Annotated in this window: 12 protein-coding genes; 6 read left to right on the top strand and 6 right to left on the bottom strand. The window is 38.9% G+C overall.

Annotation, left to right across the window (positions count from 1 at the left end):
* Position 1 precedes the first annotated feature (1 nt).
* Together ACOQO1_RS11035 and ACOQO1_RS11030 are read left to right on the top strand one after the other, a co-directional pair.
* Positions 2–637 (top strand): acyltransferase, encoded by a 636-nt coding sequence (locus ACOQO1_RS11035; protein ID WP_420602930.1) that lies wholly within the window; start codon positions 2–4, stop codon positions 635–637.
* Positions 638–895: 258 nt separating this feature from the next.
* A complete protein-coding gene (locus ACOQO1_RS11030; RefSeq protein WP_420602929.1) occupies positions 896–2,104 on the top strand; it encodes a glycosyltransferase family 2 protein in 1,209 nt (402 codons plus the stop codon).
* Here the strand turns inward: ACOQO1_RS11030 and ACOQO1_RS11025 are convergent.
* Complete coding sequence (locus tag ACOQO1_RS11025) at positions 2,101–3,234, bottom strand: hybrid sensor histidine kinase/response regulator (protein ID WP_420602928.1); 1,134 nt, start codon at positions 3,232–3,234, stop codon at positions 2,101–2,103. The two genes, ACOQO1_RS11030 and ACOQO1_RS11025, sit on opposite strands and share 4 nt — an antisense overlap.
* Positions 3,235–3,459: 225 nt before the next feature.
* Between ACOQO1_RS11025 and rfbB the strand changes: the two genes are divergently transcribed.
* From rfbB to rfbD, 3 genes are all read left to right on the top strand, one after another.
* Positions 3,460–4,497: a dTDP-glucose 4,6-dehydratase gene (rfbB, locus tag ACOQO1_RS11020; protein WP_420602927.1), complete on the top strand. Its 1,038-nt coding sequence runs from the start codon at positions 3,460–3,462 to the stop codon at positions 4,495–4,497.
* Between the two features lie 10 nt (positions 4,498–4,507).
* Positions 4,508–5,368, top strand: coding sequence for a glucose-1-phosphate thymidylyltransferase RfbA (rfbA, locus tag ACOQO1_RS11015; RefSeq protein ID WP_420602926.1), 861 nt, complete (start codon positions 4,508–4,510; stop codon positions 5,366–5,368).
* 202 nt (positions 5,369–5,570) lie between these two features.
* Positions 5,571–6,440, top strand: a complete 870-nt coding sequence (rfbD, locus tag ACOQO1_RS11010; RefSeq protein WP_420602925.1) for a dTDP-4-dehydrorhamnose reductase — start codon at positions 5,571–5,573, stop codon at positions 6,438–6,440.
* On the opposite strand, the gene ACOQO1_RS11005 is transcribed toward rfbD, so the two are convergent.
* Complete coding sequence (locus tag ACOQO1_RS11005) at positions 6,437–7,537, bottom strand: DUF4407 domain-containing protein (protein WP_420602924.1); 1,101 nt, start codon at positions 7,535–7,537, stop codon at positions 6,437–6,439. The two genes, rfbD and ACOQO1_RS11005, sit on opposite strands and share 4 nt — an antisense overlap.
* A 248-nt stretch (positions 7,538–7,785) precedes the next feature.
* On the opposite strand from ACOQO1_RS11005, the gene ACOQO1_RS11000 reads away from it, so the two are divergent.
* Positions 7,786–8,988, top strand: coding sequence for an NAD(P)/FAD-dependent oxidoreductase (locus tag ACOQO1_RS11000; RefSeq protein WP_420602923.1), 1,203 nt, complete (start codon positions 7,786–7,788; stop codon positions 8,986–8,988).
* 56 nt (positions 8,989–9,044) lie between these two features.
* Here ACOQO1_RS11000 and ACOQO1_RS10995 read toward each other — a convergent pair whose 3' ends face one another.
* The 4 genes from ACOQO1_RS10995 to ACOQO1_RS10980 form a co-directional block, all read right to left on the bottom strand.
* Positions 9,045–10,979: a M56 family metallopeptidase gene (locus ACOQO1_RS10995; protein ID WP_420602922.1), complete on the bottom strand. Its 1,935-nt coding sequence runs from the start codon at positions 10,977–10,979 to the stop codon at positions 9,045–9,047.
* Between the two features lie 2 nt (positions 10,980–10,981).
* Entirely contained in the window at positions 10,982–11,347 is a 366-nt protein-coding gene (locus tag ACOQO1_RS10990) for a BlaI/MecI/CopY family transcriptional regulator (protein ID WP_097046753.1), read from the bottom strand.
* Positions 11,348–11,589: 242 nt separating this feature from the next.
* Positions 11,590–12,474 (bottom strand): DMT family transporter, encoded by an 885-nt coding sequence (locus tag ACOQO1_RS10985; protein ID WP_420602921.1) that lies wholly within the window; start codon positions 12,472–12,474, stop codon positions 11,590–11,592.
* 112 nt (positions 12,475–12,586) lie between these two features.
* Entirely contained in the window at positions 12,587–13,975 is a 1,389-nt protein-coding gene (locus ACOQO1_RS10980) for a dipeptidase (protein ID WP_420602920.1), read from the bottom strand.
* Positions 13,976–14,029: the final 54 nt, after the last annotated feature.

Raw genomic sequence — 14,029 nt, 5'->3', positions numbered from 1 at the left:
TATGGGATTAAAAGATAAAATCAAGAACAACGTTGCCATTAAAAAATTTGTGCATTGGTTGTTGGTGCCCAAGAATCAGGCAAGGCCGCGTTTATGGGTCAAATGGTTTGTAAATCCCTTTTACCACAAAAAAGGAAGGGGAGCAACAATTTGTAGAAGAACCCGAATGGATGTTTTGCCATGGAACACCTTTGAATTGGGCGATAATTCTACCATTGAAGATTTTTCCACGGTAAACAATGGGGTGGGAGCAGTAAAAATTGGGTCAAGGGCCAGAGTAGGCCTTGGAAATACCTTGATTGGACCTGTGACTTTAAAAGATGATGTGCGTTTGGCTCAAAATGTTGTGCTTTCTGGACTCAATCACAATTACGAAGATATTTCACAGCCCATTCATGCACAGGGAGTTTCCACCGCTGAAATTGTAGTAAAAGAAGAAACCTGGATTGGCGCCAATAGCACCATTTTGGCAGGAGTAACCATAGGGAAACACTGCATTATTGCCGGTGGCAGTGTGGTGACCAAGGATATACCTGATTATTCGGTGGCGGTCGGTAATCCAGCTAGGGTAATGAAAACATTTAATCACAGCACTGGGGAATGGGAACGTGTTCCCAAGAAAATGGTGGCTGTTTGATGAAATGCACCATGGTGAATTTGAAGATTTCGCATAAATAGTTGGAGATTAAGTGGAAGTGCGTTTCGCTTTAGCGAAAAAGAGCATGAAACGAAGAATCTATCAACGGTTTTGTGGCAACGACACAAAAATTTCCTCGAAATCATCTTGATTTTTTGGTTCGTTTTGTATCAAGACAAAATGAAAAAGGAATTTAAACCCTTGAGATTGGGGAGTAATAATAGGGTAGGAGCAAGCCCACATTAAAAGAAAAATATAATGGAAGTTTTAAAAGTAGTTTTTTGGATTTCGTTGTTCATCATTTTTTACTCCTATTTGGGATATGGAATACTATTGTTCCTGATCATTAAATTGAGAAGGATGTTGGGATTGGCAAAGCCATTCCAAGGCAATGAAGATTATGAGCCGGAAGTGACACTATTTGTTACAGCTTTCAACGAGAAGGATTTTTTAGATCAAAAAGTAAAAAACTCCCAAAGTTTGGATTATCCGCAAGAAAAAGTAACCCAGATTTGGGTGACGGATGGTTCAGATGATGGAACTCCTGAGTTGTTAAAAAAATATGATGGGGTAAAGGTCTATCACAAAGATGAAAGAGCAGGGAAGATTGCCGCTATGAATCGTGGCGTTGAATTTGTTCAAACTCCTATTGTTATTTTTTCTGATGCCAATACCGATTTGGGAAAAAAATCCATCAAAGAGATAGTGCGTTTGTTCCGAAATCCAAAAGTAGGATGTGTTTCCGGGGAAAAACGAATCTATTCCAAAGAAGCGGATAGTGCTGCTGGCGCCGGCGAAGGCATGTACTGGAAATATGAATCGCAGCTTAAAAAATGGGATGCCGAGTTGTATTCTGTTGTGGGAGCTGCCGGAGAACTCTTTGCCATCAGAACTGAGTTATGGCAAGAAGTTGAAAAAGATACACTATTGGATGATTTTATCATTTCATTACGAGTGGCAATGTCCGGTTATACCATCCAATATAACCCTGAAGCCTACGCCATTGAAACCGCTTCGGCAAACGTAAAAGAAGAACTCAAGCGAAAGGTTAGGATTTCAGCAGGAGGAATTCAATCAGTAGTTCGATTGAGAGCTTTGTTGAATTTCTTTAAATACGGAACATTGTCATTCCAATATGTTTCGCACAGGGTATTGCGATGGACATTGACCCCGTTGTTATTGTTGCTGATTATTCCATTGAATTATGTGCTTGCGCAAAATGAAGGCCTGTTCTCTTTTGGATTGTTCAGCATTCTATTTTGGGGCCAGGTGTTGTTTTATGCTGCTGCCTTGCTGGGATGGTTTTTGGAGAACAGACAGATTCGACTAAAAATACTCTTTATTCCCTACTACTTTTTCATCATGAACTTATCCGTCTACCTAGGTTTTGCCCGATATATCAAAGGAAATCAGTCCGTAAAATGGGAACGGGCCAAAAGGGGAGTGGGGACAGAGGCCGTTGCTTAATCCTGATCTGAATAAACAGGAAGATCGAAATAAAAGGTACTTCCCTCTCCAACTTTGCTTCTGATCTTTAGCTCGCCACCATTTTTTGTGACGAAATTTTGACAAAGAATCAGCCCTAAGCCGGTGCCTGGCTCTTTTTCAGTGCCCAGTTTACTAAAATGCTCATTGGGGTTTAGGATTTTTTTAATGTCCTCCTTAGGAATTCCATTGCCATTATCTTCAATTTCAATAACAAGAGTATCCTTTTTTAGCTTTCCGTTGACTTTAATCACTCCTTCGACTGGAGTAAACTTTATGGCGTTGGACATAATGTTCCGAAGTACAGTTTTAATCATATTGTTATCTGCAAAGGCAAAAAACTCTTCCGGAACATTGTTCTGCATTTCAATTTTTTTATGATCACTGCCCAATTTTAAAAGTCGGAAGGTCTGCTCTACCAAATCGTTAAGATTCAATTTCTCGGGAATCATTTGAATTTGATCACTTTCAGATTTGGCCCACCCCAATAGGTTTTGAAGCAAGTTGAGGGCTTCGTCCATGGTCTTTAATAGGTCATATACCGTTTCATCCAGGAATTTATCATCCTTGGGGTCAATAATGCCCCGCATGATGAAGTCCATCTTTAACTTGGCGGCACTCAAAGGTGAACGAAGGTCGTGACCAATAATGGAGAACATCCGATCTTTTAGATTATTGGATTGTTTCAGGTTTTGGGCCTGCTCTTCAATTTGGTTTTTGGCCCGTTTTAGTTCTACATGGGTCTGGATTCGGGCAATGAGCTCTTGTTCATTAAAAGGTTTGGTCACATAGTCAACCCCTCCAACTTCAAAACCCCTTACTTTGTCCTTTACATTGACCTTTCCGGTAAGAAATATGATGGGAATATCTTTGTACTCTTTGAATCCCTTGATTTTTTCACACAACTCAAAACCTTCAATACGTGGCATGATTACATCCAAAAGGATAAGATCTGGTTTTCTTTCCTTTAGAAGTTCAAAAAAATAATCATCATCACTGGTACCCACATAGTGATACTCATTTCGTTCTAAAATAAATCGTAAAAGTTCAAGATTTAGCTGTTCATCATCCACAGCTAGGACATAGGGTTTTTCCGTAACTTGGTTTTCCATTTAGGGTATTAAAGAGTCCATTACTAAAGTAGGAAAAAGATTTTAAGTATTTCAGGATTAACTGTCAGAATGGAAATATAAAGGCCATATGAATAGTTTATTTAGCCTTAAAACCTAATATTAAAGTGTTCCACCAACAAAATCCAACCATTCACAACAATAATTGAACGACAATAAAAAGTAGGATTATATTTACAAATATAGCAGTACAAAAATATAATCTGAATGACAAATGTTTTAGTCACGGGAGGAGCAGGATTCATTGGATCCAATTTTGTTCCCTATTTTTTGGAGGTAAATCCTGATGTTCATCTGGTCAATATTGATGCACTTACCTATGCAGGTGATTTGAACAACTTACGAGAAGTGGAAAATCATGATAGATACACTTTTATTAAAGGAGATATCTGTGATAGAAAACTTATTGAGAAGATTTTTGAAAAATATGATATCCAAGGTGTTATGCATTTCGCCGCAGAATCACATGTAGACAATTCCATAACCAATCCGGATGCATTTATGCAGACCAATATTTTAGGCACATTTAATTTGATAGATGTTGCTAAAAAGTATTGGATGGTCAGTCCAGGAGTTTATAAAGAAGCCTACAAAAATTCAAGATTTCATCATGTATCTACTGATGAGGTATATGGTACTTTGGGAAAAGAAGGGTTGTTCATAGAAACCACACCTTATGCACCCAACAGTCCTTATAGCGCATCAAAGGCATCTTCTGATTTTATCGTGAGAAGCTATCATCATACCTACGATATGAATGTGGTAACTACCAACTGTTCCAACAATTATGGGCCAAAACAACACGATGAGAAATTGATTCCGACCATAATTGGAAAAGCACTTGCCGGTGAACCTATTCCCATTTACGGAGATGGTTCCAATGTAAGGGACTGGTTGTATGTTTTAGATCATTGTAAGGGCATTGCGCTAGCCTATGACAAAGGAGTTTCTGGTGAGACCTATAACATTGGAGGAAGAAACGAAAGAAATAATCTGTACATAGCCCAAACGGTTTGTGAAATCTTGGACCAAAAACATCCAAGATCAGAGGGTTCTTATAAAGCCCTGATCACCTATGTAAAGGATAGGGCAGGGCACGATTTTAGATATGCCATTGACGCTTCAAAAATTGAGAATGAACTAGGATGGGAAGCCGATGAGAATTTTGAAAGTGGTATTGACAAGACCATTGATTGGTATCTGAACAAGTTCATTCATAACAACAAGACCAAGAGTTTAGCTTAAAATTAGACAGATGAAAGGAATAATATTAGCTGGAGGATCAGGAACAAGGTTGCACCCCATTACATTGGCGGTAAGCAAGCAACTGATGCCGATTTATGATAAACCCATGATTTATTACCCACTTTCAACTTTGATTGAATCCGGAATCTGGGAAATACTCATTATTTCAACCCCGCACGATTTGCCCATGTTTAAACTTTTGTTGGGTGATGGAGGAAAATACGGTTGTAGGTTTGAATATGCTGTTCAGGATGAACCCAATGGTTTGGCAGAAGCCTTTATCATAGGTGAAAAGTTTATAGGAAATGACAAGGTGGCGCTGATTCTAGGGGACAACATTTTTTATGGAACTGGATTGGAAGAGTTGCTGCAATCCAACAACGACCCAGATGGGGGCATTATATATGCGTATCACGTAAATGACCCTGAGCGTTATGGTGTTGTTGAGTTTAATGAAGATGGAAAAGTGATTTCCATTGAGGAAAAACCCCAAGAACCAAAATCCAATTATGCGGTTCCCGGTATTTATTTTTATGACAATGATGTAGTGGAGATTGCAAAGAACATTCAACCAAGTGCAAGAGGAGAATTGGAGATAACCGATATCAATCAGGAATATTTACGAAGGGGTAAGCTCAAAGTGAGCATTATGGATAGGGGAACTGCCTGGTTGGACACTGGAACTTTTCAATCGTTGATGCAGGCTTCGCAGTTTGTTCAGGTTATTGAAGAGCGACAAGGCCTTAAAATAGGGGCTATTGAATCTTCGGCCTTTAAAATGGGATTCATTACCAAAAATCAATTTAAAAAGCTCACCGAACCCTTTTTGAAGAGCGGCTATAGCAAACGGTTGTTAGAGGTTTTGACTTAGGTCAAGGGGATTGCAGAGCTAGAATGGGAAGAATATTTCCAAAATTTTTGCAGATAAAAGAGAATGTTTCTTTGAAATCGCACTGCTTTTTTGACTTGATTTACCCAAGGCATTGAAGGGTTTTGTTTGCGGCTAAATGGATTTAAGCAAATTGAATTTGGACAGTGATTGTTCACAAAATATTTAAAATAACAAGAATGATATGAAGATATTGGTGACTGGTGCATCGGGGCAATTGGGAAAAACATTTAAATCCATTGCCGTCCAAGGGCAGGCAAAAGATTTGGAATTTGTGTTCAAATCTTCTGCAGAATTGGATATTACTGACTTTGATGCGGTCCATGAAGAACTCGTTTCTTCGGATTATGCCTATTGTATAAACTGTGCGGCCTTCACCAATGTAGACAAAGCTGAAGCAGAGAACGATCTGGCCTACAGGGTAAACGTAAGCGGAGCTCGAAACTTGGCCATGAACTGCAATGAGAGCAGTACCGTATTGATTCATATTTCAACGGATTTTGTTTTTGACGGCTTCTTGAATACACCATATTTGGAAGAGGATATTGCCAGACCTATCGGGTTTTATGGTGACACCAAATACAAAGGTGAACGAGCAATTATCAATAATCTGGAAGAGCATTTCATTATTAGGACTTCTTGGTTGTATTCTGAGTATGGCCACAACTTTATGAAGACCATGCTCAAGCTAGGAGCTGAGAGGGAAGAACTTTCCGTGGTGTATGATCAGGTAGGAACCCCGACTTATGCCTTGGATCTGGCCAATGTGATATTGCATATCATTAAGGCGCACAGCATTGATTACGGAGTTTATAACTACAGTAATGAAGGAGTTGGTAGTTGGTACGATCTCGCCAAAGAAATATTTGAACAAAATAAAATAGATATTAATCTAAAACCTATTCGTTCTGAGGAGTACCCTACACCTGCAGAGCGACCTAAATTTAGCGTTTTGGACAAATCAAAGATCAAAAATACTTTCGGCATTCAAATTCCACATTGGAGAGAAAGTCTTGCCGTGGCCCTAAAAGCATATTCCAAGATTAATATTTAAAGCCCTTTTATCTGGGTATTGTGAAAAGCATTTGCTTGTAGTTTAAGCAACTCCTCCGCTTTTTCCTTTTTGTAACGGTATAGCTCCTCCTCGTTTTTAATATCCTCATAAATTTTTTGGTTGAGGTCACCATCTGTTGAAAAGAGCAATTTGCGTTGCGCCACTTTCTGATTTACCCAGGTGGCTACAACGCTTTCCTGTTCTTCAAATTTATAGTCGTACTCTCCTTTTGGGGCCAAAAGTTTGGCAATAATCGGAGCGGTTTCAATGGCTAAGAACAAGAGGAAGATGAAAAATGATGGGAACCATGGAAGTTTGCCCAAAGCATTGATTCGTGCCATAAGCCCATCAAAACCGTCAATAATCGGTTGTGAACCCGTCACTACTTTTTCGTATTCTGTGTTTAGCGCAGCAATTTGCCCTTCAATAGCCGAAATTTTAGCAGTATTGGTTTCTTTCAATTGCTGTAATTCGGCTAGATAGGCATCATGTTTTTCGCGTTTTTCTTTATAAACAGGACCTTTACCTAACAAACCTGTGCCCGCTGTTCCTTCCGCTTCCGAAATATAGGTGTCATAAAGGGCATTGGTCTCCGCTTCTTTTTGGGTAATCTCAATTTTTAAATTGGCTATGTCTTGACTCAGGCTTTGAATTTTAGGTGTGTACTGTAGTGCAAGCTGCTCTTTGTTGGCCAAGGTCATGGCATTTTTTTCTTCCAACAATACCTGATTGATTTCCTTTTCAAAAATCTTCATTTCAAGTGGCTTGGAAATCACTACGGCAATAATCATGGCCAAAATAATTCGTGGAGTGGCCTGGAGCAATTCACTTTTAAAATTGTCTCGTTTTTTAATAGTGGAAACAATATAACGATCCAGATTAAAAATCAACAAGCCCCAAATCAAACCAAAGAAAATGGAGGTGTAAATATTGTCAAAAACGGTGTAAAGTGCATACCCGCTGGCAATAAATGCCATTACAGCGGTAAAAAATACGGTAGCACCAATGCCAGCATATTTGTTGCGTTCGCCGTTGGAACAAGTGTCTAAAATTTGGGTGTCCGCTCCTGAACAGAAGATGAAAAAGCGTTGTAACATGATAGTGTTCGTTTGGTTCTTGATTGACTATTAGAACGCAATTTTGAACAATTTGTTACATAAATCACCCAGAAAACCATTTCACAACACTTTTTAAACCATATCGAAAGTAAATGGGAAGCTGTTTTTTATCCATAACTGTATTGTAGTATTGGTTTAAAAGGAGGTTAAATTTTTGATACTATGTAACTTATGTAACTGTGTAGGGATTAAAAACAATCTATTTTTAATATACAAAAACAGAAGCCATGAGAACAACAGTAGTTATAGGTGGAAATTTTGCTGGAATGACCGCCGCTTTGGAAATTAAGAGAAAAGGAAAAAAGGAACATAAGGTCATAGTTATAGATAAATCCCCGTTGTTCCTATTTATTCCGTCCCTGATTTGGGTTCCTTTTGGACGTAGGGAAATCAAGGATATTTCCTTCCGGAAAGATGATATCCTTAAAAAGAAAGGAGTGGATTTTGTGCAGGCGGAAGCCTTAAAAGTTGACCCGAACGCCCAAGTGGTATTGACTAATAAAGGTGAGTACAGGTATGACCATCTGGTAATAGCAACAGGACCAAAAGTGAAGTATGATGTTGCTCCTGGAGTAGCTGAACATGCCTATTATATTGGTACACCACAGGGAGCCATGAAAACGAGAAAGGCCTTGGAGGATTTTAAGAAGAACCCTGGTCCCGTAGTTATTGGTGCAACCCAAAATGCCGGATGTATGGGAGCCGCCTATGAGTTTTTGTTTAACATTGAAAAATGGCTCAGAGAACAAAAGATTAGAAAGAAAGTGGATTTGTATTGGATCACGCCTGAAACTTTTTTAGGTCATTTTGGTATTGATGGGATGACAGGTGGTGAAACCATGCTCAAATCCTTTATGAAAATGTTCAACATTCATTATCGTACTGAAGTTGGGGTAAAAGAAGTGACCAAGGATTCAGTAACGTTGACATCTGAAGAGGTGTTGCCGAGTAAGTTCACCATGTTGATGCCCCCTTTCTTGGGTGTTGATTTTGTGACCAATTCTCCTGAACTCAATGCCAACGCTTCAGGGTATTTGCCCGTAGGCGAGGATTACAGACACCCCAATTTCCCAAATGTTTGGGCTGCTGGAATAGCTGTTGATGTGAAATTACCTTTTAAACCGGGGAAAGTTCCTTTTTCAGGCCCTAAAACCGGATATCCTTCAGATGAGACCGGAAAAATAGTGGCCGAGAACATTGTTAGAATTACCAATGGAAAGACCAAGCTAAAAAAGAAAGCTTGGGGGAAAATTCCTGGAATCTGTGTTATGGATGCCGGTAAAAAAGAAGTCATTATCATCAGCGACCATTTATTTAAGCCCAGAAACTTTGCGATCATGATTCCCAATGTGTTTTACGATTTTTCCAAGGTGCTTTTTGAGAAGTATTTTCTTTGGAAAACAAGAAAAGGACATTCTTATTTACCTTAAGTAATAATTATAAAAAAAGCCCTGATTTCAGGGCTTTTTTATTTGGTCTAGAAATATTACCGATTAATAATAATGGGGTCTTTGGAGATTTTTACCACAGGTTTGCCATTTTTGGTATCCGCTCGTGAATCAATATTTAAACTCTTGTTGGCCTTGATCATATTTATGGCCTTTTCAGAGCTGATTTGCTTTCCCTCATAATAAAATACAGCTCCCTTTTTTGCCATTTTTATAACATGCTCCTGAGGGGTTGGAGGGGCTGGAACTTCAATAATCTCATCACTTGAAGGAGGAACAGGCGGTGGGGGAACTTCTTTAACTTCTTGGTTACGTAAAACTTTTGGAGGCGTTGGTGGTTCAGGGAAATTAGGAAAAGGTTCCGCATCTTTTCGTTGCTTCTCCGACATTAGATTATAAATATAGGTAAGGCGGTTCGCGTCTTTTAGGTATACCCTCATGTTGTTTTTGGGCATATCGTTATAGTGTTTGGCCAACTTGTTATATTCTGCCATTTGCTCTCTGGAGGCACTTTGTTGGGGTTGCTCAGGAAAGTTAGGAAAAGGCTCCGCATCTTTTCGTTGCTTCTCCGACATTAGATTATAAATATAGGTAAGGAGGTTCACATCTTTTAGATGTACTCGCATGTTGTTTTTTGGCATTTCGTTATAGCGCTTAGCCAGTTGGTTGTATTCTGCCATTTGTTCTCTGGTAGCACTCTTTTGAAGTTTTGGAGTACTGATTCCCATGATGTCATTGCCATCATTTGATTTGATATGTAATGTGTCGTTTGCTACGAATTGAGTTCCCTTGAAGGTTGCATCTAAATCGTTCTTGTTGATTATTATACTATCTGCGGTAATAATGGTTAATTCAACTTCAGATTTTATAAGCTGTTTTTTGATTGCCGTTAGAAGCTCAATATTAAGATGACCTTCGGCCTCCAAATGAACTTTTGAAGAGAGGTTATTTGAATGATTGGATTTTAATATACTGTTGAGTTCGGGAGAAAGATTTTCAAGTTGGACAATTTTTCCGTTAACAAAAATCTCTTGTTTAGCATTAATCTTGATTTTAATGGGATGATTTTTGGAAATAGCTGTAATGGGGTTTGATGCCCTGGATATTGTTTTTTTATCACTAAACCCATAGAGCAACAAGGAACAAAGCGGAAGCAATAACAAGCACCGGATTAACATTGATTTTTTTGACGTTTTTGTTTTCATGATGGTTAAACGTTTTTTGATTGATGAATAATTGATGGCGTTGGGCAATGTCGGCTGAAATTTTCTTTGTACACTCGAAAATGACAATAAGGTATTTTGATAGGTAACGGCGTCGATATCATTGGCCAATACTTCTTGATCTGCCAAAAACTCATGGTTTAATTTAATCGCTTTTTTGAAGAGAGGTACTAGCGGATTAAACCAAAACACGACCTGCAGCAACTCGATAAAAATTACATCCCAACTGTGTTTTTGAGTTACATGTGCCTCTTCATGAACCAACACTTCATTGGGTATTTCATTGTTTTCAAATTTGAGCTTGTTCAGGAAAATAAACTTAAAAAAGGTATGGGGAGGCATTTTTTCCTGCAATAACACTTTAGTGTGATGTCTATGTCTTTCCTTTGGATTGGTACGAATGCGTTTTACAATTTGGGCAAGGTTTTTAAAGAACATAAATCCAAAGAAAGCCGCTCCAATATAATAGATTGACCATACAAAAAAGCTGAGATCCAAGGGCGAAACGGACACATTCTGAACTTCTACAATTTCTCCGGCTCTAAATGTATTTATGGCATTTACTTCCTGCTGGAGAGGTACGGTTACGTATTCTACAAAAACCAATAATGGAATTATTAGTGATGCGATAAGAGAACCGATCAAATAGAATCGTTTGAACGTATGCATGCTCTCTTTTTCTAAAAGAATCCTGTAAAAAAGGAGTAGGATGGCTAGGCAGGCAGCGGATTTTAAAGTATACTCTACCATGGTTACTTTCTTTTTATTTGATCATCAATAAGTGTCCGTAAAGACTCAAGTTCCTCTTTGCTCAGATTGGTTTCCTTGGTAAAAAAAGAGGCAAATTGACTTGGGCTGTCTTCAAAGAAATTTTTGATCAAACCTTTTACATGTTTGGAGAAATAATCTTGTTTTTTAACCAAGGGGTAATATTCCCTAGATCTACCGAAACTTTTATAGGCCACGTAGCCTTTATCTATCATCCTTTTCAAAAGGGTCGCTACCGTTGTGGTGGCAGGCTTGGGTTCTGGATATGCATCAAGGAGATCTTTCATGAAAGCCTTCCGCTGCTTCCAGATGATATTCATAAGTTCTTCTTCGGATTTTGATAAAGACATGCTCTATAAGATTAGAATTAACTCTACAAACATAGAGTAAAAATTTAAATTCTACAAGTGTAGAGAATATTTAAACCTAATCATGATCTATACGTTATACTGATATGACCAAATGTTGAGTGTGGAATCTCAACTGTTTCGTTGGGGAAATGTCCAGTTAAACAGCTGTTATAGGGGCGACTGCTCTTAAATTGGAGGTTTCAGGTTTGTCTGAATATTGGAGAGTAGGGTTATCGGTACTTCTAATCTTGATTAGTTTTGGTTTTATTTTGATTTCGAATACTTTCAATAATTACCGTTGATAGAATAATCATTCCGCCCCAAAACGTGTTCCAACTTGGAATTTCCCTTAAGAAAATAAAGGCGATAACAATGCCCAAAACAGGTTGTACACTACTAATGATACTAGCCGTGCTCACGGTAAAATGTTTTAAGCTGTTTACCAACAGGGTATGGCCCACAGCTGTGGTAATAATGGCCAAAAGAATAATATAGGGATACTGTGTTGTAATGTTTGAAGTGTCCATAAACAATAAAGTAGGAGTCAGTATAATGGTCACAATACCAATTTGATAAAGCATAATGGTGGTTGCATTGTAGTGATGCTCGGAAATCAACTTTTTTGAAATAATGTTTCTTAAGGCATAGAACAATGCAGATACCAACCCGAAAAAGATACCCTGGAACATAGTGCTTTCCATATCAAATTCAGGAGCGAGAATATAAATGCCCAAAAGAGCCAAAGCTCCCAGTACAATGTACATGGGGTCAAACTTTGTTTTAATAAACAAAGGCTCTAGGAATGCGGTTATGATAGGATAGGTGAACAACGAAAGCATTCCCATGGCTACATTGGAGAATTTTAAAGCATAGAAATAGGTTATCCAATGTCCGGCCATGAACAAGGCACTTAGCACAAAAGGAATGATGTTCTTTTTCGATTTTAATTGATAGGGAATCTTTTTATACCTGCAAAAAGCATATAATACAAGTAAGGCCAACAATGAACGCCACCAATTTGTCACCGGAACGGGCAAGTCTATAAACTTTCCCAAAGCACCAGATGTGCTGATAAAAAGCGTTGCTAGAAGCAGATAAACAAGGTGGTTATTGTATTGGTTGCTCATGTGTTAGCGATACTAGCGGTTAGCTTTTGGCGAGCGTGAGCTTTGAGCCAAAACTAGCAGCGGATAGCGCGGCCCCACCAATTTTAATATTTGGATTGGTGGGGCAACACTCTTATTTTAATAATTCAGTAAAGTATTTATAAAAATATGGAATGGTCTCAATGCCTTTTAAGTAGTTCCAAACCCCAAAATGCTCGTTGGGGGAGTGGATGGCATCGCTGTCTAACCCAAAGCCCATTAAAATGGTTTTACTCTGCAAAACCTGTTCAAAAAGTGCAACAATCGGGATACTTCCTCCGGTACGCTCTGGTATCGGGGTCTTTCCAAAAGTGGTTTCATAAGCTTTGGCAGCGGCCTTATAGCCAATACTATCTGTTTTGGTCACATACGGAAGCCCTCCATGGTGTGGGGTTACTTTGACCTTCACACTTTTTGGCGCTATGGATTCAAAATGTTTTGTAAACAATTCAGTGATTTCCTCCGGATCTTGATCAGGCACCAAACGCATGGATATTTTTGCATAGGCCTTGCTGGCAATGACCGTTTTTGCTCCCTCGCCGGTATATCCTCCCCAAATGCCATTGACATCCAAAGTAGGGCGAATGGAATATCTTTCTGAAGTAGAATACCCTTCTTCGCCTTGTACATCTGCAATGTCCAATGCCTTTTTATAAGCATCTAGGCTAAAGGGAGCTTTGGCCATTTCGGCTCGTTCCTCAGCTGATACTTCTTCAACTTTATCATAAAACCCTGGAATGGTGATATGGTTGTTCTCATCATGTAGGGATGCAATCATTTTATTTAGGACATTTATGGGATTGGGTACTGCACCTCCATAGATTCCAGAATGAAGGTCACGGTTTGGTCCGGTCACTTCTACTTCTACGTAACTTAATCCCCTTAGCCCAGTGGTTATGGATGGTACATCGTTGGCCATCATACCTGTATCGGAAATTAAAATAATGTCGTTGGACAGTTTTTCTTTGTGATCTTCAAGAAAATCGGCTAAACTATCACTGCCTACTTCTTCTTCACCTTCAATCATAAATTTTACATTACATGGTAGCGTGTTGTTTTTTATCATGAACTCCACTGCTTTTACATGCATGAACATCTGTCCTTTGTCATCACAGGCCCCTCGGGCAAAAATGGCGCCATCAGGATGTAATTCAGTTTTTTTGATGACGGGTTCAAATGGAGGCGACTCCCAAAGCTCTATAGGGTCGGGGGGTTGTACATCGTAATGGCCATAGACCAAAACCGTGGGAAGGCTTGAGTCGATTATTTTTTCCCCATAAACCACAGGATATCCCTTGGTATCGCAAATCTCGGTGTTTTCACAACCTGCTTCAACAAGTGATTTTTCAACTGCTTTGGCAGTTTCCAAAACATCTTGGGAAAAAGCGGTGTCAGCGCTGATGGATGGTATTTTTAGAAGTTCAACCAATTCGGAAATGAATCGGTCTTTGTGGGTAGCAATGTAGTCTTTTATTTGTTCCATGTAATTAGTTAAAAAAGGAGACTAAAAGTACAAAAAACAAGTTTTTAAATGGAG

The organism is Flagellimonas sp. (assembly GCF_965222555.1).
GTDB lineage: Bacteria > Bacteroidota > Bacteroidia > Flavobacteriales > Flavobacteriaceae > Flagellimonas.
This window is presented reverse-complemented; position numbering and strand designations above follow the sequence as displayed.

Coding starts and splice junctions, on each gene's coding strand:
- ACOQO1_RS11035 (WP_420602930.1), top strand. CDS start 2: ATGGGATTAAAAGATAAAATCAAGAACAACGTTGCCATTAAAAAATTT.
- ACOQO1_RS11030 (WP_420602929.1), top strand. CDS start 896: ATGGAAGTTTTAAAAGTAGTTTTTTGGATTTCGTTGTTCATCATTTTT.
- ACOQO1_RS11025 (WP_420602928.1), bottom strand. CDS start 3,234: ATGGAAAACCAAGTTACGGAAAAACCCTATGTCCTAGCTGTGGATGAT.
- rfbB (WP_420602927.1), top strand. CDS start 3,460: ATGACAAATGTTTTAGTCACGGGAGGAGCAGGATTCATTGGATCCAAT.
- rfbA (WP_420602926.1), top strand. CDS start 4,508: ATGAAAGGAATAATATTAGCTGGAGGATCAGGAACAAGGTTGCACCCC.
- rfbD (WP_420602925.1), top strand. CDS start 5,571: ATGAAGATATTGGTGACTGGTGCATCGGGGCAATTGGGAAAAACATTT.
- ACOQO1_RS11005 (WP_420602924.1), bottom strand. CDS start 7,537: ATGTTACAACGCTTTTTCATCTTCTGTTCAGGAGCGGACACCCAAATT.
- ACOQO1_RS11000 (WP_420602923.1), top strand. CDS start 7,786: ATGAGAACAACAGTAGTTATAGGTGGAAATTTTGCTGGAATGACCGCC.
- ACOQO1_RS10995 (WP_420602922.1), bottom strand. CDS start 10,979: ATGGTAGAGTATACTTTAAAATCCGCTGCCTGCCTAGCCATCCTACTC.
- ACOQO1_RS10990 (WP_097046753.1), bottom strand. CDS start 11,347: ATGTCTTTATCAAAATCCGAAGAAGAACTTATGAATATCATCTGGAAG.
- ACOQO1_RS10985 (WP_420602921.1), bottom strand. CDS start 12,474: ATGAGCAACCAATACAATAACCACCTTGTTTATCTGCTTCTAGCAACG.
- ACOQO1_RS10980 (WP_420602920.1), bottom strand. CDS start 13,975: ATGGAACAAATAAAAGACTACATTGCTACCCACAAAGACCGATTCATT.